The sequence below is a fragment of the Acidobacteriota bacterium genome, from assembly GCA_040754075.1.
Classification (GTDB): Bacteria; Acidobacteriota; Blastocatellia; order UBA7656; family UBA7656; genus JBFMDH01.
In genome coordinates this window covers 418533-444071 of the sequence record JBFMDH010000001.1, presented here as the reverse complement: position 1 = coordinate 444071, position 25539 = coordinate 418533, and the positions used below count along the sequence as shown (strand labels likewise).

General features: G+C 49.8%; 16 protein-coding genes. 8 read left to right on the top strand and 8 right to left on the bottom strand.

All coding sequences use genetic code 11. The features are described 5' to 3' along the window. Positions 1-57: 57 nt before the first annotated feature. Complete coding sequence (locus AB1757_01775) at positions 58-723, bottom strand: HAD-IA family hydrolase (GenBank protein MEW6125766.1); 666 nt, start codon at positions 721-723, stop codon at positions 58-60. Positions 724-1112: 389 nt separating this feature from the next. Here AB1757_01775 and AB1757_01770 point away from each other — a divergent pair, with 389 nt between their 5' ends. Beyond that, entirely contained in the window at positions 1113-2870 is a 1758-nt protein-coding gene (locus AB1757_01770; GenBank protein ID MEW6125765.1) for a radical SAM protein, read from the top strand. A gap of 364 nt (positions 2871-3234) precedes the next feature. Here the strand turns inward: AB1757_01770 and acs are convergent, their stop codons facing one another. Then, complete coding sequence (gene acs, locus AB1757_01765; protein ID MEW6125764.1) at positions 3235-5181, bottom strand: acetate--CoA ligase; 1947 nt, start codon at positions 5179-5181, stop codon at positions 3235-3237. 301 nt (positions 5182-5482) lie between these two features. Between acs and plsY the strand changes: the two genes are divergently transcribed. The 4 genes from plsY (at position 5483) to AB1757_01745 (ending at position 8991) form a co-directional block, all read left to right on the top strand. Then, complete coding sequence (gene plsY / locus AB1757_01760; GenBank protein MEW6125763.1) at positions 5483-6109, top strand: glycerol-3-phosphate 1-O-acyltransferase PlsY; 627 nt, start codon at positions 5483-5485, stop codon at positions 6107-6109. A gap of 146 nt (positions 6110-6255) precedes the next feature. Next, positions 6256-7269: an NAD(P)H-dependent glycerol-3-phosphate dehydrogenase gene (locus tag AB1757_01755; protein MEW6125762.1), complete on the top strand. Its 1014-nt coding sequence runs from the start codon at positions 6256-6258 to the stop codon at positions 7267-7269. Between the two features lie 65 nt (positions 7270-7334). After that, positions 7335-8219 (top strand): hypothetical protein, encoded by an 885-nt coding sequence (locus AB1757_01750; GenBank protein ID MEW6125761.1) that lies wholly within the window; start codon positions 7335-7337, stop codon positions 8217-8219. Between the two features lie 43 nt (positions 8220-8262). After that, positions 8263-8991, top strand: a complete 729-nt coding sequence (locus AB1757_01745) for a uracil-DNA glycosylase (protein MEW6125760.1) — start codon at positions 8263-8265, stop codon at positions 8989-8991. A gap of 236 nt (positions 8992-9227) precedes the next feature. Here the strand turns inward: AB1757_01745 and AB1757_01740 are convergent, their stop codons facing one another. Next, complete coding sequence (locus AB1757_01740; protein MEW6125759.1) at positions 9228-11285, bottom strand: family 20 glycosylhydrolase; 2058 nt, start codon at positions 11283-11285, stop codon at positions 9228-9230. Between the two features lie 398 nt (positions 11286-11683). Here AB1757_01740 and AB1757_01735 point away from each other — a divergent pair, with 398 nt between their 5' ends. Next, entirely contained in the window at positions 11684-12667 is a 984-nt protein-coding gene (locus AB1757_01735) for a DUF2569 family protein (protein MEW6125758.1), read from the top strand. 55 nt (positions 12668-12722) lie between these two features. Beyond that, positions 12723-14351 (top strand): rhomboid family intramembrane serine protease, encoded by a 1629-nt coding sequence (locus tag AB1757_01730; protein MEW6125757.1) that lies wholly within the window; start codon positions 12723-12725, stop codon positions 14349-14351. A gap of 105 nt (positions 14352-14456) precedes the next feature. Here AB1757_01730 and AB1757_01725 read toward each other — a convergent pair whose 3' ends face one another. From AB1757_01725 to AB1757_01705, 5 genes are all read right to left on the bottom strand, one after another. Further along, entirely contained in the window at positions 14457-16082 is a 1626-nt protein-coding gene (locus AB1757_01725; GenBank protein MEW6125756.1) for a VWA domain-containing protein, read from the bottom strand. 439 nt (positions 16083-16521) lie between these two features. Further along, a complete protein-coding gene (locus AB1757_01720; protein ID MEW6125755.1) occupies positions 16522-17598 on the bottom strand; it encodes an aminotransferase class I/II-fold pyridoxal phosphate-dependent enzyme in 1077 nt (358 codons plus the stop codon). Positions 17599-17637: 39 nt separating this feature from the next. Continuing rightward, positions 17638-18249, bottom strand: a complete 612-nt coding sequence (locus AB1757_01715) for a hypothetical protein (protein MEW6125754.1) — start codon at positions 18247-18249, stop codon at positions 17638-17640. 45 nt (positions 18250-18294) lie between these two features. Next, positions 18295-19656, bottom strand: coding sequence for an amino acid permease (locus AB1757_01710; GenBank protein MEW6125753.1), 1362 nt, complete (start codon positions 19654-19656; stop codon positions 18295-18297). Between the two features lie 157 nt (positions 19657-19813). Further along, a complete protein-coding gene (locus AB1757_01705; GenBank protein MEW6125752.1) occupies positions 19814-22024 on the bottom strand; it encodes a protein kinase in 2211 nt (736 codons plus the stop codon). 425 nt (positions 22025-22449) lie between these two features. Here AB1757_01705 and AB1757_01700 point away from each other — a divergent pair, with 425 nt between their 5' ends. Then, positions 22450-25527: a two-component regulator propeller domain-containing protein gene (locus AB1757_01700; protein ID MEW6125751.1), complete on the top strand. Its 3078-nt coding sequence runs from the start codon at positions 22450-22452 to the stop codon at positions 25525-25527. The last annotated feature ends 12 nt before the right edge of the window (positions 25528-25539 follow it).

The following is a 25539-nucleotide window of genomic DNA, read 5'->3' as shown; positions in this document are numbered from 1 at the left end:
TAGTCCGTAGTTATCGTCCGCCGTTCTTACTGCTGACTACGGACTACAAACTACGGGCTAAAAGAAAACTTCGGTTAATTGATCGAACCGCTCAATCAAAATATCAGGAGAGTATGCTTTGAGTTGCTCGTGAGTGCGAAAACCGATGCTGACGCCACAGGTCAGCATTCGCGCGTTACGCCCGGCAAGAATATCGCTTTCACTGTCGCCAATCATGACCGATTGTTCAATGGTGCCGCCGAGCAATTTCACGGCTTCAAGAACCGGCGCGGGGTCGGGCTTACGGGCGCTTACGCTGTCGCCGCCGACGATGCAATCGAAATCAGCGGCGATTCCCAGATGTTTCAGCAGTGGCGTAACGAACTGTGACTCTTTGCTGGTGACGATGGCTTTGCGTTTCTCTTTGAAATGCGCAAGCGTCTCTTTGACGCGCGGATAAAGCGCCGTTGAAATAAACATCTGGTTTTTATAATGTGCGAGCAGACCTTTTATGGCGCGTTGATGAAGTTGCGCATCGGGCGGTTCGCCTGTTGGACTCGTGGCAATTAGTGAACGGCGCGTCAGTGTCGGCACTCCGTCGCCAACGAAACTTGCAACCGTCGCTTCCGATAGTTGCGGGCGACCTAAATCAGCAAGCATTAAATTCACAGAGCGCGCCAGGTCGGCTCGTGAATCAATCAACGTCCCATCTAAATCGAACAACATGAATTGAACTGAATACATTTTTTCTCATTAACCCTTTATTCAGTAATGCCCATCGACAGGCAACACACTGACAAATCCATAATCGCTGCGGTATAAAACTATTTTTCGACAACCTTTTTATACTCACCGTTCAGCATAAAGAGGCAGGGGTTTCGCGTCAACCACAGGGAAAATTGAAAATTTGCTCAACCTGATGATTTTCAGGGTGAGCAGTTCCAATACCGCTATCCGTGAAAAAATCGTTTGAAACCCGAAAAAAATGCCGCTATGATGCGTTCCCCGTCAAAAGGATGAAAAATTGACATCCCGTGCAGAATCATTCCCCTAATGTAAAACCATTCTTTCGAGAATGCTGTTTAACCGCGAACCGTAACTATCTGCACGTTTGAGGGTGCGGAGGCATCAGGATGCGCAACGCGAATTTAAATCACAATCGGTTTTGTCTGGTACTCATCAAACCGTCGCACTATGACGATGACGGCTATGTCATTCAATGGTTTCGCTCGGCAATTCCCTCGAATTCATTAGCCGTGCTTTACGGGCTGGCGCTCGATTGTGCCGAGCAAAAAATTTTTGGTGAGGATGTTGAGATAGACATTCACGCCTTCGATGAAACCAACACCCGCATTCGCCCGCAACTCATCGCTTCGCTTATCGAAAAAGCCGGAGCCGGAATGGTGATGCTGGTTGGCGTGCAATCCAATCAATTTCCGAGAGCCTTGGATATAGCAAGCCCCCTGCGCGAACGCGGCATTCAGGTTGCCATCGGCGGCTTTCATGTTTCCGGCACGCTTGCCATGCTGACTGAACGCGATGCCCATGTCCGTCGCGCCGAAGAGATGGGCATCGCGCTTTTCGCAGGCGAAGCCGAAGGTCGTCTGGCAGAAGTGCTCATTGATGCGTATAACCGAAACCTCAAACCGCTCTATAACTACTTAAATGATTTGCCGCATCTTGAAGGCGCGACCCTGCCGTTGCTACCTGCCGAGCGTGTGCATTTGACCGCCGGAGCAACTACCAGTCTGGACGCGGGGCGCGGCTGCCCTTATCAATGTTCGTTTTGCACCATCATCAATGTGCAGGGGCGCAAATCGCGCTACCGTTCGCCCGAAGACATTGAACGCATTGTGCGGGCAAATATCGCGCAGGGGCTGCATTCCTTCTTCATTACCGACGATAATTTCGCTCGCAATCAAAACTGGGAAGCCATCCTTGACCGCCTGATTTATCTACGCGAAGTCGAAAACTTCAAGATGAGTTTCATCATTCAGGTGGACACCTTGTGCCATAAGTTACCGAATTTTATCGAAAAGGCGGCGCGCGCCGGCGTCAAGCGCGTCTTCATAGGGCTTGAAAATATCAATCCTGACAACCTGCTTGGCGCGAAAAAACAACAGAATAAAATCACCGAATATCGCAAAATGTTGCTCGCCTGGAAACAAGCGAAAATCGTCACCTATTGCGGCTACATTCTCGGTTTTCCCGGTGATACGCCGGAATCCATTCTGCACGATATTCAAATCATCAAAAAAGAATTGCCGGTGGATTTATTGGAATTTTTTTACCTCACGCCGCTTCCCGGTTCCGAAGACCATCGCCGCTTGAGCGAATCGGGAGTTGAACTGGATGGGGATTTGAACAAGTATGACCTCAATCACCTCACCACCGCGCACCCGCGTATGTCGAAAAAGGAATGGGAAGAAACTTATAAGAAGGCTTGGGAAATCTATTACACCATCGAGCACATTGAAACTTTGCTGAGACGCGCGATGGTGACGGGAACCAGTCCCGGCAAAATTCTGTTTTTCGTGGTCTGGTTCAAAGGCTGCATTGGCATTGAAAAGATTCATCCGCTCGAAGGCGGATTCCTGCGACGCAAATTTCGCCAAGACCGTCGCCCGACTTTTCGACGCGAGCCGATATGGAAGTTCTATCCGAAATATTTTTTTGAAACTCTCAGCAAACAATTTCGCTGGATTTCGCTCTACTTGCGCTTGCGCCTCATCTATCGCGCCATCAAACACGACCCGCGACGGTTCGAGTATACAGACCTCGCGCTCGAACCGGTCAGCGATGAGGAATTCACCACCCGCGAAATGTTTCAAACCGAAGTCGCAAAAGTTTATGTACTGAAAAGACAACGCTCGGCAAGCGGTCAACGCTGATGAATTCATACAGGTTGAACATCCTACCTCGGTTTTCGCTAAGCATCGCCTGTAGCGATTTTGTTAAAACAGCGAATGGCAGCGTTTGAAATGTCGTCGTTTATTTAATCTAAGTTGCTCGTTTTGCTGAATGCGCCGGAGGCGCAAGGGAAATTAGCCAGTGGTGAAGCCACTGGTAGTCGTAGAGCATCAAACAATTATCGCGCCCTGACGGGGCGCAGGAAATTGTTTCCATCCATCGCTCTTTCAGAGCGGCGAAACAATTTTTGGGTTTGGTTTCCTGTGGCGTTACCACAGGCTAATCTCCTTTGCCACTTCGTGGCATTTTTAACTGGCAACTTAGATTATTTAGCTCACCGACTTATCATTCTTCATCATCGCGAAGCGCGGCAAGTACAGAGAAATCTTCAAGCGTCGTCACGTCGCCTCGCACTTCTCCACTCGTCGCGATTTCACGAAGCAATCGGCGCATAATTTTGCCGCTACGGGTTTTCGGCAGCGTATCCGTAAAGCGTATGTCGTCGGGGCGAGCCAGTGCGCCAATCTCTTTCACGACCCATTTTTTCAACTCATCTTTTAAAGTTTCGGATGGCTGTTGCCCCGATTCCAGGGTTACAAATACCGCAATGCTTTGCCCTTTGATGTCGTCGGGTTTACCGATGGCTGCGGCTTCGGCTACCGCAGGATGGGCTACCAGAGCCGATTCCACCTCCATCGTGCTCAAACGATGCCCCGACACATTAATCACATCATCGACGCGACCCATAATCCAGTAATAACCGTCTGCATCTTTTCGCGCGCCATCGCCCGCGAAATAAACGCCTTCGATTTCCGACCAGTATTGTTGAACGTAACGCTCCGGGTCGCCGAAAATCGTCCGCGCCATCGAGGGCCAAGGGCGTTTAATCACCAGATACCCACCTGAACCCGCAGGCACGCTTTCGCCTTTTTTGGTCACCACATCAGCAATGATGCCGGGAAAAGGTCTGGTTGCCGAACCCGGTTTGGTAGCAATCGCGCCCGGAATCGGGGTAATCATAATCGCGCCGGTTTCGGTCTGCCACCAGGTATCGACAATCGGGCAACGCCCGCGCCCGATGACTTCTCTGTACCACATCCAGGCTTCGGGATTGATGGGTTCGCCGACCGTGCCCAGAAGGCGCAAGCTGTTCATTTGATATTTGCGCGGATAATGTTCGCCCCATTTCATAAAGGCGCGAATCGCCGTCGGCGCAGTGTAAAAAACATTCACTTTGTGGCGTTCGATAATCTGCCAGAACCTGTCCGGCCCGGGGTGATTGGGCGCACCTTCGTACATGAGCGCCGTCGCGCCGATTTGCAACGGGCCATAGACAATGTAGCTATGCCCTGTGACCCAACCGATGTCCGCCGTACACCAGTAGACATCATCGTCTTTCAAATCGAAAACCCACTTGGTCGTAAGATAAGTGCTCACCGAATAACCGCCGGTCGTATGCAATAAGCCTTTGGGTTTGCCTGTGCTGCCAGAGGTATAAAGGATGTAGAGCGGGTGTTCGGAATCCAAAATTTCGGCGGGACAATCATCGGAGGCATTCGCCATGAGTTCATGCCACCAGTGGTCACGCCCCCACTCCATTCGGACTTCGCTGCCGGCGCGTTGATAAACCACCACGCTTTTAACCGTCGGGCAGGATGCCAGGGCTTCATCAACGGCGGGTTTCAATTTCACTTCGCCGCCGCGACGATAGGCGCCGTCCTGCGTAATCACCGCGACCGCCTGCGCATCATTGATGCGGTCAATCAAAGCCTGCGCGGAAAATCCGCCAAAGACAATCGAATGCGTCGCGCCGATGCGCGCGCAAGCAAGCATGGCTACGGGCAATTCGGGAATCATTCCCATGTAAATCGCTACGCGGTCGCCTTTTTTAATACCGAGCGTTTTCAAGACGTTGGCGAATTTGCAGACTTCGATGTGCAGTTGTTGATAGGTGAGCGTGCGGGTTTCGCCGGGTTCGCCTTCCCAAATTATCGCGGCTTTGTTTCTTCGCCACGATGACAGATGGCGGTCGAGACAATTGTACGAGAGATTGAGTTCGCCGCCGACAAACCATTTCGCCCAGGGCAAATTCCATTCAAGCACCGTATCCCATTTTTTGAACCAGTGAAGTTGGCTGGCAATTTCGCTCCAGAACTCATCGGGGTTTTCTTCGGCGTGTTTATAAATGCGTTCGTATTCTTCGAGGCTTTTAATATGCGCCGCCTCGCTGAAGGCTTTGCCGGGTTCAAACAGTCGGTGTTCTTTGAGTATCGAATCAATATTGGCTGACATGAAAAGGATTCCTCCGCAGGATTAAAAATCGGAAGTCAAAAATTAACACATCAAAAAGCAGGGACTCAATGAAAGCGTAGGATTCAGGAGTCAGGATTCAGGGAAAGGAAAGTATGAAGTAGGAACGATGAACGATGAACCGAAAGCGTTTTGTAGTTGTTCATCCTTCATCCTTCAGCCTTCATCGTTTCTTCTCCCCTGAATCCTTGATTCACATACTGGCTACGAAAAACATCCTCTGCTATATTCTTCGCGCCATAAGCAAAAAATTTCTCACTCAATCCTGGCGAGGCTTTTAAAGGTGGCTATTAAAATTCTTTTTGTATTCATCGCTTATTTGCTTGGCGCTATTCCTTTCGGGTATCTGCTGGTTAAATTTGTATTCACTGAGGGCGAAGATATTCGCAAGGTCGGATCGGGCGGTATCGGCGCAACCAATGTGACGCGACGCGCAGGGCGCGCGGCGGGACTGATGACCTATGTGTTTGATGTTTTAAAAGGCGTGGCGGCGGTTTTACTTATGAAAATGGTTGCGCCGGATGACTATCTATGGATAGGAGCGGCGGCGGTTGCGGCAATCATCGGTCATATTTTCCCGGTATTTTTAGGGTTTCGCGGCGGCAAAGGGGTTGCCACAGGCGTCGGCGTTTATCTGGCGCTTGCGCCGCTTTCGGTGCTCTCGACGCTTGTCTTATGGGTGCTGATTGTCTATTTCTCGCGTTATGTGTCGCTCGGTTCAATCATAGCCACCGCCGCTGTGCCGCTGTGGACACTGCTCTATTACGGATGGCTGATGCCGCATCCGCATCTGCTGGCGATGCTCACCGTTGGCGTTCTCGGTTGCGCCCTGATTGTCGCCAAACATCATGAAAACATCGCGCGATTATGGAACGGCACGGAAAACAGAATCGGTCAGCGGGTGAGTTGAAATAAAGATGACCGAACCAACAAATTGATGAATGATGCAGTAAGCAGGCGGAACGATGAACGACGTTTTAATTCTTCGGTTCATCCTTCATCGTTCATACTTCATGGTTAAAAAAATTCTATCCTCAGTTCTTATCCCTATATCCTATGAGTGATTTTCAGAAAAAACGCATAGCCGTAATTGGCGCGGGGAGTTGGGGAACCGCGCTGGCTCTGGCTGCGGCGCGCAATCACCACGATGTACGCATCTGGGCACGCGAAGCCGAAGTTGCTGAGTCCATCCGACAACACCATCGCAATCCGTTTTATTTATCCGATATAGCGTTGCCGGATAACATCACCGCTACGACTTCGATGGCGGAAGCCTTGCAGGATGCGCGTTTTGTCATCATCGTGGTGCCCTCGCATGCGATGCGCGAAGTCATCACCCAAATGCGCGACCACATCACCGAAGACACCATTTTAATGAGCGCCACCAAAGGCGTTGAAAATCAGACGCTCATGCGCATGTCGGAAGTGATTGCCGATGTGATGAAAGATAAATTTGTGCCGCGCATTGCGGTATTATCGGGACCGAGTTTCGCCAAAGAGGTGGCGCGCGGCGAACCGACAGCGATTGTCGTCGCCAGCCGGGATTCAGCTTGTCGCGAAGAGGCGCAGTTTGATTTGAGTTGCAATTCATTTCGCATCTACACCAATGATGATGTGGTCGGTGTGGAAATCGGCGGCGCGGTGAAAAATGTGGTTGCCATTGGCGCGGGCGTGGTGCGCGGGCTGGGGCTTGGTTACAACGCCGTTGCCGCCATCATCACACGCGGACTGGCAGAGGTCACAAGATTGGCGCTCAGGCTCGGCGCAAAACCGGAAACTATGGCGGGGCTTGCGGGACTGGGTGATTTGGTGTTGACCTGCACGGGGGAACTGTCGCGCAATCGTTATGTGGGTGTTGAACTCGGCAAAGGGCGAAAGCTGGCGGACATTCTCGCAGAGATGCGTGAGGTTGCCGAAGGCGTCAAAACCACGCGGGCGATTTACGAACTCAGTAAACAATTAAATGTTGATATGCCGATCACCGCAAGTATTTATGCGCTGCTTTACGAAGATAAACCGGCGACCGAGGCTGCCAATGAGTTGATGGGGCGTCCGCTCAAACGCGAATAGATTGAATTTTTCTTCTGTGTCATAATCACCAAGCCAAGTAATTTGCACTAAAAGGAGAACATGTTATGTCGAATTATCCGCCGCCGGGCGAGCCGCCTTTTCCGCCATCGGAAGGGGTGCCGACCCGCCCCATGAATCCGCAACCGCCTTATCAACAAAACCCTTATCAGCAGGGGCAATATCAACAACCACCGTTTCCGCCGCCCAATCAACCGCAGAAAAAGGGCGGGGCAGTGAAATGGGTGCTCATCGGCTGCATCGGGTTCATCCTGATTGGCGGTATCGCTGCGGTTGGTGTCGTCTGGTATGGTTACAACAAAGCCAAGCAAATCGGCTTTGACCCTGACCTGGCAAAACGCAATCCTGCATTTGCGGCTGCGAAACTCGCCATCAACTTGGACCCCGACAAAGAACTCATTTCGGCTGATGAAAAAACCAACACGCTGACGGTTAAAGATAAAAAGAGCGGGAAGGTGCTGACGCTTACCTTTGAACAGGACAGCAACGGCAACATCACCTTTAAAGAAAAAGATGCCAGCGGCAAAGAGACTTCCGTGAGTGTCGGCAAAGATAAAGTTGAGGTCACTTCGCCTGATGGTAAAACCGTGATTGGCGCAAACGCCGATTCAACGCTCCCGGATTGGGTGCCGCAATATCCCGGTGTAAAAATGGAGGGCACTTATTCCAGCGTATCCGGTGAAAGCATTGCCAAAGGTTGTAATTTTAAGACCAACGATTCCCTGCAACAGGTTATCAGTTTCTTTGAAGACAAACTGAAAGCTCAAGGGTTTAAAACCACTAAGACGACTTCGGAAATAAACGGAAAGCAATACATGAACCTTTCAGCCAATGACGGTGATTACACACGATTCGTCGTCGTCGGCGCAAATGAACAAGATGGCGGCGTTTATGTGACCATCACCTCACAGCAGAATAAAAAGAAGAATTAATAAACTGCGGATTGCGTTACCGTTGGTATCGTAAGGAAATCCCATGAAAATTGATTTACCCTCGTCATGGTTAAAAGTCATCGGCGAAGAGTTCGAGAAAGATTATTTCAAACGCCTCGAAGCCTTCGTCGATGGCGAACGAAAAAAACATCCCGGTAAAGTTTTTCCGATTGATGATGAAGTGTTCACCGCATTCAAGCTCACGCCATTTAACAAAGTCAACGTTCTGCTCATCGGACAAGACCCCTATCCGGGAATCCAGAAAAAAGCCAATGGCGAGCGCGTTGGCGAAGCGCACGGTTTATGCTTTTCAGTCAAACCGGAACTGAGATCGCCCGATTCGCTGAGAAATATTTTCAAAGAACTGCAAAGCGACCTCGGTTGTAAAATTCCCAATAACGGCTACCTTGCGCCGTGGGCAAAACAAGGCATGTTGATGCTCAACACCGTGCTTACGGTGGGACCAAAAGTCGCGGGCGGCAATCCCGTGCCGTTTTCGCATCGCGGTCAAGGATGGGAAACCTTCACCGATGAAGTGATTCGCCAAGTGAGCGCGAAAAAAACGCCGGTAGTATTCGTGTTATGGGGCAATCCTGCGAAAGCCAAGAAAAAATTGATTGACCTGGCGCGTCACCAAGTGGTCGAACGTTCCCATCCGACGACCATGAGTTTTTTCAAAGACTTTTCCGGCACTAAACCATTTTCGGAAATCAACGCGAAGTTAATCAAGCACGGCTATGACCCCATCGACTGGCAAATCCCTGATGTGTGATTTCTATTTTTTGTGCTAACACTCAAAGAAAACTTTTTGAAATTTGGCTAAAGCCTGTTTCCTTTTTCCTTTTATCCTCCAACTAAAGTTGGAGGCAATTCATTGAAAGGATTTTATTGAAGACAATTCATTGGAAGCGACCGACTCTATGGTGGATTGAAGATAGAAAAGAAAAGAGGCTTTAGCCGAAATGCAGAAAAAGCCTCTTCCTTTCCATTGATTGATTTGGCAGCTATTCATTTTCTCGCCTCTGCCGCAGCCGTAACTAATTTTTTCATCGCCGGGATAATCACCAGTTTAACTTTGGCTTTGGGTTTGGCGGCTTCATCTAACACAGCCAGTTTCGCGTCTTTCCAAGCCACAGGCGGCGGCGTGCCGGACAATAAATAATTCATCGCCTCTAACCCGATTGCGCCGATGTCCGACAGATTTTTCGCCAAGGGCTCGGCTTCCTGCAAGACCGGAGAACCCGCAACCAACGCTTCAAACGGCTCACGATTATCGCGCCAACCCATTAAGGTCTGCATCAGGCGTTCGCGATTTTCCGCAAAACGCGGCTGGTCACTGAGCCATCCGTCAACCAGGGCTGCAAAATGTCTTTTGCTCGCGGGGTCGGGTCGCGCCGTATCTACGAGTTTGGTAAGCGGCGTTTCCTGCGTAGTCGGCGGCGGCGTCTGCGCCCGCGTACCGAAATCGACAGGCTCAATCACTTCAACCAAAGTCTGCAATGGCGCAATACTTCTCCCCGCAGCCAGGCGGCGCATCATCATCTGCGCGTTTTTTTCATGCAGCAAGCCGAGTTCTTCAAGCTGCACACTGACGACTTCAAGCCGACGATACATATCCTGCACATCTTTGATTTCACGCGGCGACCATAAGCGTTCGGCAACCGCTGGCATACGCGACCAGATGCGCGAATCAATCGTATCCGCATTAACGTGCTCGCCCCACATGCAGGCTTCGCCGCCAAGCACGCGCTTTGCCTCTTCTTCACTCATGCCGCTTTGTTCATCAACGGGGGCGTTGGCGTAATGATATTCAGCCGCGCGAATGTGGTCTAGATAATAGCCGTTCGAGAGGATGCCCTGATAACCGCGTTTCGCGCCTTCGGCTAAAGATTTTTTGCCCCGCCAAGATTGCACGACAATATCTTTCGGCAAATCGGGATGCAGAATTTCATCCCAGCCGACCATCTTCTTTTTGTACTTCATCAAAATTTTCAAGAGGCGTTGATTGAAATAAGATTGCAAAGCGTGATTGTCGGCAAGGTTTTTGGTTTTTCTGAAGGCGACAATTTTTTCACTCTTCGACCAATGCACGCCGTTATTTTCATCGCCGCCGATGTGCAGGTATTCATCAGGGAAAAGCGCCGCCATCTCTTTAAAAAAGTTATCGAGGAATTTATAAACTTCGTCCCGCGTCGGGTCGAAGACGCCATCGAAGATGCCGAATCGTCGTTCGATTATGTAGTCCTGACGAATTGCTGCAAGCTCAGGATGCCCGACCAACCAACTGGTCACGTGTCCCGGCATATCGAATTCGGGAACTACGCGAATGCCGCGCTCACGCGCATAAGCAATCACTTCGCGAATCTCTTCCTGCGTGTAATACAATCCATCGGAACCCATCTCGTGCAGCCTGGGATATTTTTTCACCTCGACGCGAAAGCCCTGGTCTTCGGTCAGATGCCAGTGGAAGACATTCAATTTCATCGCCGCCATGCCGTCAAGATTGCGTTTGATGACATCGACCGGCTCGAAGTGCCGCCCGACATCAATCAACAAACCGCGCCACGGAAATCGCGGTTTATCCTGAATTTTTGCGCCGACGAAGAAATAGCCGTCGCGGTCTGCTTCCTGTAGTTGCAAGAGAGTTTCGAGTCCGCGCAGAATGCCGACGACGGTTTTCGCCCGTAAATTCGCCTGTTTTTCAGCAATCGCGAGTTCATAGGATTCATCTTCGTTGATGGATTGCACCGCGCTTCCCGCGCTTTCGCATTCAACCATCAAGGTTGCGGACTGGGCGTCGGGATTTGCCCCGCGTTTAAAGGTAAAGCCCGCGCGTCCTTCCAGGCGGCGCAGAGCGCGCTCGATTCCCTTTTGCAATCGCGCATCGGAAAAGCTTTTGATGGCATAAGTGAATGCGGGGGTGATGGCGAGTTTCGCTTGGGTGAATTCAACCGATGCCGGCACCGGCATCAAATGATGTTGATAAGTTTTTTGTGAAGCTTGCGCAAAAATTTGCAATAAAGAAAGCATTGCCAGAATCATAAGCAAAGATAAGTTCTTTTTCATTTCGCCTCTTGCCGTGTGGAGTTTGACTTTCAAATAGCGCAGTTTGCCTGATAACCGGCGATGAGACAAGCGGGTTTTGCTGATTGTCTCCCCCATCGCCGGAAACCTGATTAACCACCGAACCAACCGCATAAAAGCGGAATGAACAAAAATTAGTTTTCCGTTGGTTCGGTTATTTTCGTTGGTTCCGTTATCTTGAGAAAACTTAATCTATGCCGGCATTTCTTGCTTCTTAGTGAGCGGCAGGGTTTGAAATTTAGTCTTGAAGATAAGCAAACCTTTGATAAGTTATAGATACGTCGTCAAAGCATTCTGCCCTCATCATTTTGCTTGTCAACGGCATTCTGGTAACTCCTGTCAGCATACGCGCAAACCAGAACCCGCAAAGGTAGACCATCATGGCAAATGTGAAATGTGCCAGTTGTGGACTGGTTAATTTTGTTACTGCACAGGAGTGCAGACGCTGTGGTCAGTTGCTGAGTAGTCCACCGCCATTCTATTCATCACCGGCAAGTTCACCTCAATCACCTGCGCCGGTGCCGCCAGCAAACTGGCAGGGCACAAATCCTCAAATGCCGCCGAATTATCCATACGTGAATCCGCAAGCCTGGCAAGCGCCGCCACCAAATCAACCGCTCCAAACGCAAGCTTCGCAACCGCTGCCTTCCATCTGGCAAGGCAACGAACCGGCAACCCCGAATCCGGGTCAACAAACGGTTCAACCGCCAAGTGCGCCATTGAATCAACAGTGGCAAGCGCCACCGCCGCAATATTATCCGCAAGCGCCGCACTATTATTCGCAACCAACCCCTGCGCCTCAACAACAGTGGCAAAATCCGCAAATGGTTCCGGCATATGTTGCGGGATACGGGCAACCGCCGGCTTACGCAGCCACGCCACCCACACAATGGACGCAGCAATCCGAACTTAGCGGGCTTGGCGGCTGGTTGATTCTTCCGGCAATCGGTATCGTTCTGCGACCGCTGATTGCTTTATTCGGGGCATTTGGCTGTCTGGCTTTTTTCGGAGCGGCTGAAGCCATCATTGCCAATATCGGGTTGCGCGCTTATGTCCAACTGAGACCGATTGTCGGCTTTGAACTCCTTGCCAATCTTTTCATGGTGGGGTTTTCGATTTATGTCGCCATCCGCTTTTTCCGCAAAAAAGCCAACGCGCCAAAATTGTACGTTGTCCTCCTGTTCATTCAGGTAGTTATCATCACCCTCGACATTCTGTTATTAAAATTTTTATACGAGCCGATTGCGCCCCCTACATCGGGCGATTCCGAAGTTCCGTCGCTGGTTTTTGCCGTGAGTTCCTGCGCCCTCTGGGTATCGTATTTCAATAAATCGTTGCGCGTGAAAAATACCTTTGTGAATTAGCGACGAGACGAACCGGTATTGAGCAAGCATTTTTTAATTCGTCGTGTGATCGTTTATGGAAAGTCTTTTTTCATTAATCACTCTCCTCATCATCATTTTTCAAATGCTGTTCACCTGCATTCCGTTGGGAAATGATCGCCTGAGTCTCAAAAAATTGCCGTTGGTTACGGGCATCATCATTATTTTAAACGTCGTCGCTTTTACCCTCACCATGCCGTTTGCCGACTGGCAGGACACCCAGATTGAGAAAGCCAGAAATCGGGTTATTGACATTCTCCAGAGAGACCCGGGGTTGCTCGCCATTAACGCGGTGAAACAAAAGTTAGTGGATGCCGGTTGGGTTCAAAATAACCGCCTGGTTACTGAAGAAGACAGTTATTCGGTTGACCTGATTGATGAACAAACCGCCATCCGAAGTTTCGGTAAAAGCCGAGCCGATGCGCTGGTGGAAAAATTCAATAGCGAATTCGCAAGTTATGAAAAAGCCGTGTCTGAGCATGTCTATTACCAATTCGGACTTGCGCCAAATGGAAAATGGAAATTCCCGCAACTCATCACCCATATGTTCATGCATGGCGGCATCATGCATCTGGTCGGCAATATGCTTTTCTTTTTTGCGCTGGGCGGCGCGTTGGAAGAACGCTGGGGACGCGGACTGTTTATCGTTTTTTATATCTTCATCGGTTGGTGCGCCTGTTTGCCTTATTTAATCAAACCCGACCACCTGCCATTGATCGGCGCATCGGGGGCAATCAGCGGCGTGATGGGGGCGTTTGCCGCGTCAATGTCGAAAACCCGAATCAAAGTCGGCTGGCTCTCGATACCGCTTGCCATCTTTTTTCTGCTGATGAAAAAGAAACCCTTCGGCATCATTCGCATCCCGGCTTATATCGTTTTAGGTTTATATTTCATCGCCGATTACTCGTCATTGATTACCTCAAGAATCGATAAAGAGGCGATGGGTGGCGTGGCTTATCTTGCGCACGTTTCGGGATTTTTCTTCGGGGTTTTCTTTGCCTTGATTTATGAATCGTTCAACCCGATCAAGAAAAAACTGGAGGTGCGCAATTATGCCCTGCAACCTGTGGTAAAAAATGATGATGGCGAAACCATCGCCAGCCCTGTGGTGGTTCAGGCAATGGAGATGTTACAACGCGGCGAAGCTCTCAAAGCGCAGTACAAATTAAAATACTATGTCGTCACCAATCCTTACGACAGCGAAGCGATCAAATTGCTGGCGCACACCAGCAAACTGATCGGTGATTTTCAGCAATTCAACTACTGTTCAGACAGACTGATTAATCAATATCTGTTAGCGGGCGATAAAAATGCGGCGCTTCTGGTTTACATGGATTTACTCAGCGTGCTTTCATCAGCCCAGTTGCAACCGCAAATCACCACGAGCAACTGGATGATGATTTGCGATTACCTGCGCGCTACCGGGAGAAACCGCGAAGCCGCCATCGAATACGAACGATTGGCTGATACCAACACGCAGGACGCGCTTGCCGCGAGAGCCTGTGTGCAGGGCGGCGAAGCGGCGCTTTCGGCTTATGATAGAAGCCGGGCGTTGAAACTTTTCGAGAATGCTTTGAAAATGAACCCGCCCGAAAGTTATCAATCACGCGCCCGACGCGGCATCGAAATGTGCCAGCATATATTGGCATCTCATCCGACACGGTAATTCAATCAACCGCCTTCCCATCAATTGCTCCTCGATCAAGCGGTTTCCCATAATCCCCCGGCAGTTTTTGAAAAGCCCCGCAAGGTTTCCTGTCCAAACCTCTCTTTAACCATTTTTCCTTAACAAATCTTTGCTCTTTTCAACCAGGCTGATGAATTCCCTGCGATAGCCTTCTTCATCTTCGCCACGCGACTGATTTGCCAACTCCAGGCAACGCTCATGCGAGGCATTGGCTTTGAAACGTGAATCTCTCAGCAACAATCCGAATTCGGCAACCGCCGCGGCGAATTTGAAATTCACCGAAGCCGATTCGATATTTTTCCGGTCATCAACTACCGCGCGCGAAAGCAATTTGCTGTCGCTTTCCTGCGGCGCTTTGTAACGCAGTTTGATCATCATCACTTCATTGCTCGCGTAAGCTTCCAGTTTGGTCATTTTTTCCTGATACTTGAGCGCGTCGACTTTCGGCAGTTTGGCATTCGCGCCCGCTGGCACGATTTCATAGAGCGCCGTCACCGAATGCCCTGCGCCGAGTTCACCGGCATCTTTTCTGTCATCGTTGAAATCTTCAGCTTTCAACAGACGGTTTTCATAGCCAATCAACCGATACGCCTGCACCCGCGTCGGGTTGAATTCGACTTGAATCTTTACGTCTTTGGCGATAGTAAACAACGTGCCGCCCATTTCGTTGATGAACACTTTGCGCGCCTCCTGCACCGAATCGATATAAGCATAATTGCCGTTGCCTTTGTCGGCGAGTTGTTCCATCTTTGAGTCCTTCAGATTGCCTGTGCCAAATCCCACGACGGTTAAGAAAATGCCGTCTTGGCGTTTCTCTTCAATCAAGCGCACCAGTTCGCCTTCGCTTGAAACGCCGACATTGAAATCACCATCGGTCGCAAGAATGACGCGATTGTTGCCCGATGCAATGAAATTTTCCTTCGCTACATTGTAAGCGAGTTGAATGCCTGCGCCACCCGCAGTCGAACCACCGGCTTCGAGGCGTTCGATTGCCGCTAGAATTTTCTCTTTGTTGCTGCCTGATGTCGGTTCCAATACCAGTCCAGCCGAACCCGCATAAGCAACAATTGAAATATGGTCTTTTTCGCGCAGTTGATTGACGAGTAATTTGAACGCCTGTTTGAGCAGCGGCAATTTATCGGGCGAATTCATCGACCCTGAAGTATCCAGTAAAAAGACGAGGTTGCTCGGCGGGGCTTTCGAGATGTCGAGGTTTTTGCCCTGCAAGCCGATTTGCACCAGTTTATGTGAAGTTTCCCAGGGGCAATCGGCGAGTTCGGTCGAAATTGAAAACGGCGCATCGCCTTCCGGTTGCGGATAATTATATTTGAAATAGTTAATCAACTCTTCGATACGCACCGCATCTTTCGGCGGCAACTGTCCATTGTTGATAAAGCGACGGACATTGCTATAAGAAGCCGTATCCACATCAATCGAAAAGGTCGAGAGCGGGTTTTCATTTACCGCGAGAAATTCATTCTCATCGATTTTTTTATAATCTTCGGTATTGAATTCGCCTTTTTGAACTTTATATTCAGGCTGTAGCGCTTCCTGAGCGTTAGATGTAGCGGGTATGTAGGGGCTAGGTTTACTCGCATCGGCAATTTCCGATGAGGTTCGTTTCGCGTCGCGAGCGCAAGCACTAAGCATGGCAACGGCGAGTAAATAAACACATCCGTGTTTGATTATTCTTGTTATTCGTTCAGACATAGGTTCTCCTCTCCCGGCAGTTCTTAAATTTTTTTTCAGTCTGCAAGGAATACCAAAATTGATTTGGTCAAATGCACGTATAATTTAGGCTTGGTATTGTGTGGGTTGCGAAGCTAATTGATGAACGACCTTGCTAAACACCTTTGCAGAAAAATATTTCAAACTTCTAACGGAATTCCATCGGCTCTGATTTTCAAGCTGGTTTCCCAGCGGATGCAGCGGATCGCGCGGATTAACGCGGGTTTTTTGAAAATCGATAAACTTGATTCCTCGTTGATAATCCCGAATCAATTTATCCGTCCTCATCCGCCGCATCCGCGTTATCCGCTGGGAAATTTACTTCTAATCAATGCCTGGTCTTTTTCCGTGAGAACTTTTAAATCAGGCTGAGTTAAATTTGTTGCCAAATATCCGGGCGAGAATCAACAATCGCTATCAATCAACGATTCAACTCATCAAGTGCCGCGCCTAACCGTTTAAGCCCTTCGGCAACGATTTCCGGCTCCGCGCAAATGCCTATACGAAAGTGCTCAGGCATTTCAAAAAATTTGCCGGGCACCACTGCGGTTTCATATTTTTCTCGCAGGTGAGCGCAAAACGATTCAACATTGTCATTTAACAAGCGGGGAAAGACGGTGGTTCCAAATTCTGTTTGCACGCAGGGCAAATCCTGTCGCGAATTCAAAAATTGTTTAAGCGCGGCGCGATTCGGCTCAAGCAGGGTTTTAGCGCGGGCAATCACTTTGTCCAAATTCGCCAGCGCGACGACGCTTAAACGCTCTGCCGGATGCGGCGGAACCACTCCGAAAATATCATTGAGTCGCCACATTCGATGCGCGAGTTCCCTTTCTGCGAGAATCCACCCGCAACGCAGACCGCTCAGACCATAAGCTTTCGTCAAACTGCTGGTCACAACGAATTGATTGCCGAGATGAAAAGCCGTAGGTTGCGCGCGCTCGAACATCGCTTCGAGATAGACTTCATCAACCAGGACGCGCGCCCCGAGGCTCTCAGCCAGTTCACCGATTTGTTGAAGCGTGTGGTTATCGGTGAGCACGCCGCTCGGATTATGCAGATTGGTGATGACGATTAATTTTGTCTGCGGCGTAAGATGGCATTTGATTTCGTCGAGGTCGATGCGAAAGTCATCTTCAAAGCGGCGCGTGAAGCGATTGATTTTCGCGCCGAGATATTCGGGAACGCGAAGCAACGGGTCATAGGCGGGATATTCGATTAACACTTCATCGCCGCGTTCTAAAATCGTCGCCATCGCCAGATGATTGGCAAACGAAGTGCCGTTTGCGTGAACCACACATTCGGGCGCGACCTGAAATTTCGCGGCAAGCGCGTCAATCAACGGTTCGTATCCATACGAAGAGGTCGCGGCGGTTGCAACCTCTTCGATAGGGATGTCGAGTTCATTCAGTGGATAGGTCAATACGCCGCTCAGTGCGAGGTTGTATTTTGCTGCGGATTTGGTTTTCGCCCATTCAATGTATGGAGAATTTTTTGTCATTAGTTTTCTTTCCAAATTTGTTTATCTATCAATAAACAATCAAGCTTGAAGTAATATATTTTTTCCTTTAAGCACCCACTTATTTTGCTGCTTCACAAAAAAATAGTAACCACCATACATACACCGCGAGCCACAAGCTACAATTGCGTAGACAAGCGCTTGACTCTTTTGCTGGTTGAATCCAACTCTCGAAAAGCCAATATACCCGCGCGAGTTCGGATACTTTGCATAAAAATCATCCCAACCACCAATACCCTTCTTTTTAAAAAAGGCATCGATAGAACTCTCACTAATTAAAATATACTCATTAGGAAGATTGAATGACCGCGTCAACTTAATAGGTTTCTTCGGCTTATTTAAATAATTGCCAATGGTATCTTCAGTGATTTCAGAAAAGCCATTTGATTTTTTTAGGTTTTCAAATTTCTCACCAAAAAAAAGCGCGCCAAGCTCATCATCGCCTCCCACTCCACTGGTTTTATCGGTGATGACCACCAACCGGGAATCGCCAGCAAGATGACGAATGAGCATAGAATAAAATTCATACTCATCAGCAGGAATAGTATTTGATTGAATCAGCGGGATTCGACTCAAGTTGCTTTGTGTCAGAAAGCTAATTATCAACAAGGTAAACAAAACACGCTTGTGCATAATCGTTCCTCCATACAACAAAAGTTAAAAGTTGCAGTTTAGCTTTTATTCTTCGTTATCTGCCTTTTGTTTAAAAATTTTCCATAAAAAATAGACCGGCAATCCCGAAAGCAAAATGGCGTAACCGATCAAGCTGTTTTTTAAATCTTTATTCACCGTGCTCACCACCACCACGAAACAGGCGATAACGAAAAAAGCTGTGGTGAAGGGATGACCGGGAATTTTAAATCCCGCGTTGGCACTTTTCGCGCGATGACGAAAGACGAAGACACAAAGCGCGGTGACGCCGAAAAACATGAAATCGACCGACACCACATAATTGAGAATCTGTTCGTACCTGCCCGACATGGCGATGACCGCTGCCCAGATGCCTTGCAAAGCAATGGCAACGACCGGCACACGGGCTTGATTTAATTTCGCTACGCTTTTGAAAAACACGCCATCTTCAGCCATCGCGAAATAGACGCGGGGCGCGGTGAGCATCCCTTGACTTAAAAAGCCAAGCGTCGAAATTGCAATCCCGATGGCAATGAATTTCGCGCCGCGTTCGCCAAGCGCCAGCCGCATCACTTCCGATGCGGGCGTATCGGTTGCCGCTAGCCCGCTTGTGCCAAGCACACTTACGCAAACGAAATTCACCGCTAAATAAACCGCAATCACACCGAGCACGCCATACAATAATCCACGAGGCAAATCCCGTTGCGGGGCGCGCATTTCGCCTGCAATAAAACTCGAAGTCTGCCAGCCGCCATACGCGAACATTACGGGAATCAACGCCGCGCCAAAGGCGGTAGCCAGTGGTCGGTATTCGGTAGTCGGTGAAGAATCGTTGAGCGGCGGTGAAATATTCATATCAGGCATCTGACTACCGACTACCGAATACCGGATACCGACGACCACTAAAGCGACGATAGCGGCAATTTTCAAAATCATCAGAATGTTTTGCGTGGTGCTGCCGGTGCGAACTCCAAAGCAATTGATAATCGTAAGCAGCGCCAGCGTCAAAGTGGCTACCAGAGCCGCATTCGTGTCAGATGAATTTTTCCCTGTGAGTTGGAGAAAGTATTTGGCAAAGGTGATGGCGACCGCAGCCATGCCGCCGGTCTGCGTAACCAGCAACAATCCCCAACCGTAAATGAAAGCCACCGACGGGTGAAAGGCTTCGCGAAGATAGGCATATTGCCCGCCGGTGTCGGTTTGTGTGGCGGCGAGTTCCGCATAGATGAAGGCGCCTGCCAGCGCGATGAGTCCGCCAACTGCCCACGCGCCTAAAATCGCTACGGTAGTATGAACCTCTTTAGCGACAACGTGCGGATTGATGAAGATACCGGAACCGATGATGCCGCCCATCACAATCATGGTCGCATCAAAAAGTCCCAAACGACGCGCGAGTTTTTCAGTTGTCATCGGTCATTGGTCGTTCGTCATTGGCAAGTTGCGAGTGACCAATGACATTCAGTCAACGAGTTTATGGTCGCGGTCAAATGCCGCTTCTCAACAAAGGAAAAAATTGATTTGCGATAGTTGTGACTGCCTACTGCCTGCTGCTTACTGCCGGTTATTTTCACTTACTCGGTTGGGTTGAAATGCTCACGCGGTCGCGCATGCGTTTCTGCCATTTGGTTTGCGGCGCGTCCTCTTCTTCAAAACGGCTGAGCGATTCATTGACGTTTTCGCCGCCTGCCTGCCGCATTTTCAAATACAACAAAGCGGTCATAATCGCCACCAATGGAATGAGCAGAATATCAACCGGAAGCCGGAAAATATCGATGGCGCGTTGTTGAATGATGCGATCAATTTGCGCGGTTTTGCCAATCGTGACAATCATTGAATTGATGACGGCTGAATAGATAAACGGAATACCAAACTGAATCAGGACGACGAAAATAACCGTGCCCAGTGAACGTTTCGCCAATTCTTTTGACCGCCGCATCGCCGCGCGTCCCGATACATTTTCCATCATCACGACCGGCAAGGTGAGCACATAAAAGGTCATCAAAATAAATCCCGGCACCAGACACAAAATCAAACCGAGCATCGAGAGCAAACTGACCATTGCCGAGGTCTTAAAAAACGGACGGGCTTTTTTCTTAACCGCTGCAAAGGCTTTGCGAATGCGAATCGGGCGAAGCGGCGCAAGCATCAATTGCGTAACCAGCCAGACCGTCACCCCTGCAAGCACCGACGTGGAAAAAAAGCTCAACACAATTTTAACCAGCGAAAAGGCGCTTTCCGTGGTGATGACTTTCCAGTGTTGAACATCATAACTTCTCAGCAAAATCGTTGACAGCACTTGCAGTCCGAGAAGAATCACGCCCGGAATATTTACCAGCAGAGAGACAATGAAGAATTTATTGAAGTATTCGCCGTAAAGCGCCACTGCCCGACGAAACAGCGCGCCTGCGCCTTCGGCGCTGGTTCTGAGCATATCGGCAAATGCCATAGCCGATTGCGGTCGTTCGTCAGGATTTTTCGCAAGCGCCGAAAGCACCAGTTTTTCCGTGCGTTTGGGAATCTGATACTTGCGCTTGCGGGTGGTCTTTATCTGCTTTTCCTTGAATGGTGGCGGGTTGGTTTCCGAATGATGTTTCATCACCGTCACCATATCGCCTTCAAAAGGGGTCGTGCCGGTGAGCATTTGATAAGCAATCACGCCGAGGCTATACACATCGGTTCGCGCATCAAGTGGCATCCCCGCGCATTGTTCGGGCGACATATAAAGCGGCGTGCCGAGCACCGACCCAACCCGCGTTAAGCCATCGGTCGAATCCGCAAGTGAACTGACGTACCAATCACTGTGCAAGCCGCCGGATTTCACTGAAGCCGCGTTATTCAGGCTGTTGGTGGTGCTGCCGCGCTCGCCAGGGGTTGGCATAATTCGGGTCTCCGCATCTTCATCACCGGAGGGTGAAAAAATCCGGGTTTCGGTCTCATCGGCTGAAACCTGTTGCAAACGGGTTGCCGCGCCGCCGAAATCCTGATGCAACTGAGTAACCGCTTCTTCACCTGCAAGGGTTTCGGCATTTTCCAACAGATGAGTTTGCGCTTCCTGATGCCTGATGCGGGTTTGCGCTTCTTCATCGTTTACGGGTTGAAAAACCGTGTTCACCTCCATCACCTGAGTCTGTTTACTCTGGGCGATGGTGTTGGCTTGGTCGTTTAATCCGACCTGGGTTTCCTGTCCGGTTTGCGGTGGCAGAGAATTGGCGGAGAGAGATTCGCCCGCGTTCGTTTGCGATGCGGTGTCGGGAGATGTCGGGTCGCCAAGTTTCGCCAGCCCGAAATCCAGAACCTTAATCGTATACCCGCCACGACGATTGGGTTCAAGCCAGATGTTATCGGGTTTCAAATCGCGATGGACGATGCCCTGTTTATGCGCTTCGTCAACTGCCGAACAGACCTGTTCCAAAATATCGACCACCCATTCAACCGGCAAGCGGCGCTCTTCTGCGAGAATATCGCCGAGCGAACAGCCATCTAAATATTCCATCACCAGATAAGCCAGGCGATTTGCAGAAAGCGAAGCGAACCCGAAATCGGTAACATTGACCACATTGGGATGACGCAAACGACCTGCGGCTTTGGCTTCACGTTTAAACCGTTCGACGAATTCATCGTTGGTCATAAACTGCGGCGCAATGACTTTGACGGCGACCGGACGACCTGTGCCGATGTGGGTAGCGAGAAACACCGCGCCCATACCGCCTTTGCCAAGCTGTTTATCAATAAAATATTTTTCGTCGAGCGTCTGCCCGATCAGCGTCGATAACTTCATTCAAAGCGCTCCGAAAATGGGATTCAATTGTCGCCCCAGCGACGACCGATTTGAATCTGTACTGACAAAAGGTAGCAAGAGATTTCAGGAATGAAAAGCAGAGAATGCAACGTCACTTTCCAGGGTGTCCGTTTGCATTCAATAAATTCAGCCGATACGCCACAAAACAAAAAATAATCTTCATCTGAACAGATACAGACCGGTGAATTGTCTATTGCTATATTGAGGGGAAAGATGATGAGGGCGATTTCGATTGTTTGAAGTATTGATGTTAAATCACCCGGCTTACGGTGATGACGTTAATAACAAAGTGCGGATTTTTTATTCGTAAGGCGGTCAATTGAATCCCCGCACAGTTACCTTTAGAATCGTTGCATTATCATATTCTGCTAAACTCGATAATAATTGTTGAGGTACGGAAAAGTTTGAGAACCAGAGAGAAAACAGTCGGTTACCGCTTTTTCATTTTGCTAATCGGTTTACTGTTGTTGCTTGTCATTGAAACCCGCGCCGAACAATTACCTATCAGGGTTTACACCACCGCCGAAGGATTGGTCAGCAATAAAATCAGCCGTATCGTTCGCGACTCGCGAGGCTTTATGTGGTTCTGTACGGAAGATGGACTCTCGCGTTTCGATGGCTACCGCTTTACCAATTACACCACTCAACAAGGTTTGCCAATCAACTGGGTAGACGATTTTCTGGAAACTCGTGAGGGAGTTTTTTTGGTCGCTACCGGCGCAGGGCTTTGTCTGTTTGACCCGCAAGGCGTCCCTTTGCCACAGGAGAAAATCACCGACTTTGCAAATACCCGACCAATGTTTTCAGTCTATCGCCCGAATGTGGATGAACGCGCAGCAACCATCAAAGTTTTATATGAAGACCCGGCTGGGCGCATCTGGTGCGGCACGCGTCGCGGGTTATACCGCATCGAAATCAGCAATCGACAACTGACGTTTCGACCGATTGATCTTGGTATTCGTAGCTCTGACCCGGAAGACCATCGGATTCGCGGCATTCTTGCAGATCAAGCGGGCACATTGTGGATAGCCTCGCGCAACCATATTTTTCGCCTCTTTGCTGATGGTCGAACCGAGACATTGATTGGCAATGGATATCTATCGATTCAGAATTCGATGGCAATAACCATTGACAGTCAACAACACATTTGGGCAGGCGCGCGTTCAGGGCTTTGGCAAATTTCGCAAACCTCCGCTTCAACGTCTTCGCCGGTTATCAAACATTTTGGAGTGACAGACGGAATCGCTTGCGCGCCATTGAATGCCGTGTTTACAGGACAAGACGGCAGATTGTGGACGGGAGCCGATTGCGGCGTTTATGAATTTCTCAAAGGGGAAAAGCGTTTTCGCAAATGGCTTGGTTCCGAAAATCTGCGCGATTTGCGCGTCTGGTCTTTCAATGAAGACCGCAGCGGCAATTTGTGGATTGGCACGGCGCATGGAGCCGTTCAACTGGCGCATAACGGTTTTACCACCTATACGGAAGCCGATGGTTTGGGTTTTCGCGATGTCCATTTCATCAGCGAAACCCATAGCGGTGAAATCGGTGTCTGTACCCTGCTGAATTCGCAGACCATGTTTTTTGACAAATTCGATGGTCGCCGGTTTGTGTCGCGACAGGTAAAGCCGCGCCCTTATGGCGTATCTTCTTTTGAATACCTTCGACAACTGCCCTTTCAAGACCATCAAGGCGAATGGTGGTGGCCGACGCTAAACGGACTGTATCGTTTCGCCAAAACCGCTCGATTGGAAGAACTATTCAATACACCGCCTATCGCGCATTACACCGTCAAAGACGGATTGCCGGTCAATTATCTGGTCAGCGCTTACGAAGACAAGAGCGGAGATTTATGGATAGCCATTGGCGGTAAAACGCAAATCGCCCGCTGGCAACGAACCAGCGGCAAATTCCAAATTTTCTCGGAAGCAGATGGCTTACCTGCCGGAAATTTCCCTGTAACGATGCGCGAAGACCATGCAGGCAACCTGTGGGTAGGCTTTGTTCTGGGCGGCATTGCGCGCTATGCCAACGGGCGGTTCACCTCATTTACGGCAGCAGATGGCCTGCCTTCAGGCGAAATCCGCCAACTCCTTTCCGACTCGCAAGGGCGGCTCTGGGTAGTCGGCACTGAAAGTGGGTTAAGCAAAATTGAAAATCCTTCGGCAGACATTCTGCAAATCACTCGCTACACAACCGCAAACGGACTGGCAAGCGATACGGTGCTTTGTCTTGCCGAAGACCGACCCAATCAATTTTATGTGGCGACCAATCGCGGCTTGAATTACATCAATTTCGATACCGGCAATGTAAAACGCTTTACCTCAAGTGATGGTTTGGCAAACGACCAGGTCAATATGATCTACCGTGACCGCAGCGGCGCATTTTGGTTCGGCACAAGCACGGGGGTATCACGTTTGTTGCCGCAATCCCCGTCTGCGCAAACCGTTCCGCCGATTTTTATCAATGAAATTAAGGTTTTTGGAGAAGTACGGCGGATTTCAGAAATCGGCGAAACGGCGATGAGCGGGCTTGAACTTGCTCCCAATCGCAATCAACTTGAAATCGGATTCGGCAGTCTCACCTTTGCAGCGGGCGATTTGGTTCAGTATCAATACAAACTCGAAGGCGCAAATAACGATTGGCAACCCCTCACCACCCAACGCACAGTAAATTATGCGAGCCTTAAACCAGGCGATTATCGCTTTCTGGTGCGCGCCATCAACTCTGATGGTCTGGTTAGCCCAACGCCCGCCACGATTGAATTTCGTGTGCTTTCGCCCGTCTGGCAACGCTGGTGGTTTTTGACGCTTGCGGCATTGATGCTCGGTCTATTGATTTACACGCTCATCCGTTATCGCGTCAATCGGCTGCTGGAGTTAGAACGTGTGCGCACGCGCATCGCCGCCGATTTACACGACGACATCGGCGCGAACTTAACCCGGATTGCGATTTTGAGCGAAGTCGCCAACGCGCAGTTAAGCCCCGGAGCAAGGGCTTTGGAAAATCCGCTCTCTGCTATCGCCCACATTTCGCGCGAATCGGTTTCCTCAATGAGCGACATCGTCTGGGCAATCAATCCCAGAAAAGACAGCCTGTTTGATTTAATCGGACGAATGCGGCGACTCGCAGAAGACCTGTTGCCTTCGCGTGGCATCGCTTGTAATTTTCAAGCTCCCGAAAGTGAAGCTAACATCAAACTGGGGTCAGAGATTCGCCGTGATCTATTTTTGATTTTTAAAGAGGCGCTCAATAATGCGGTGCGCCATTCCGCTTGTCAGCGTATCAACATCAACTTTCGCAGCGAACGCCATCAATTTGTTTTAATCCTTGAAGATGATGGGCGAGGCTTTGCAATCAATGAATCAAGCGATGGGCACGGACTGATCAATATGCGTCGTCGCGCCGAAAGTTTAGGCGGCAATCTCCACATCGCTTCAACCTGTGGCAAAGGAACCACCATCACGCTAACCATTCCGCGTTAATCCATGCCGGTG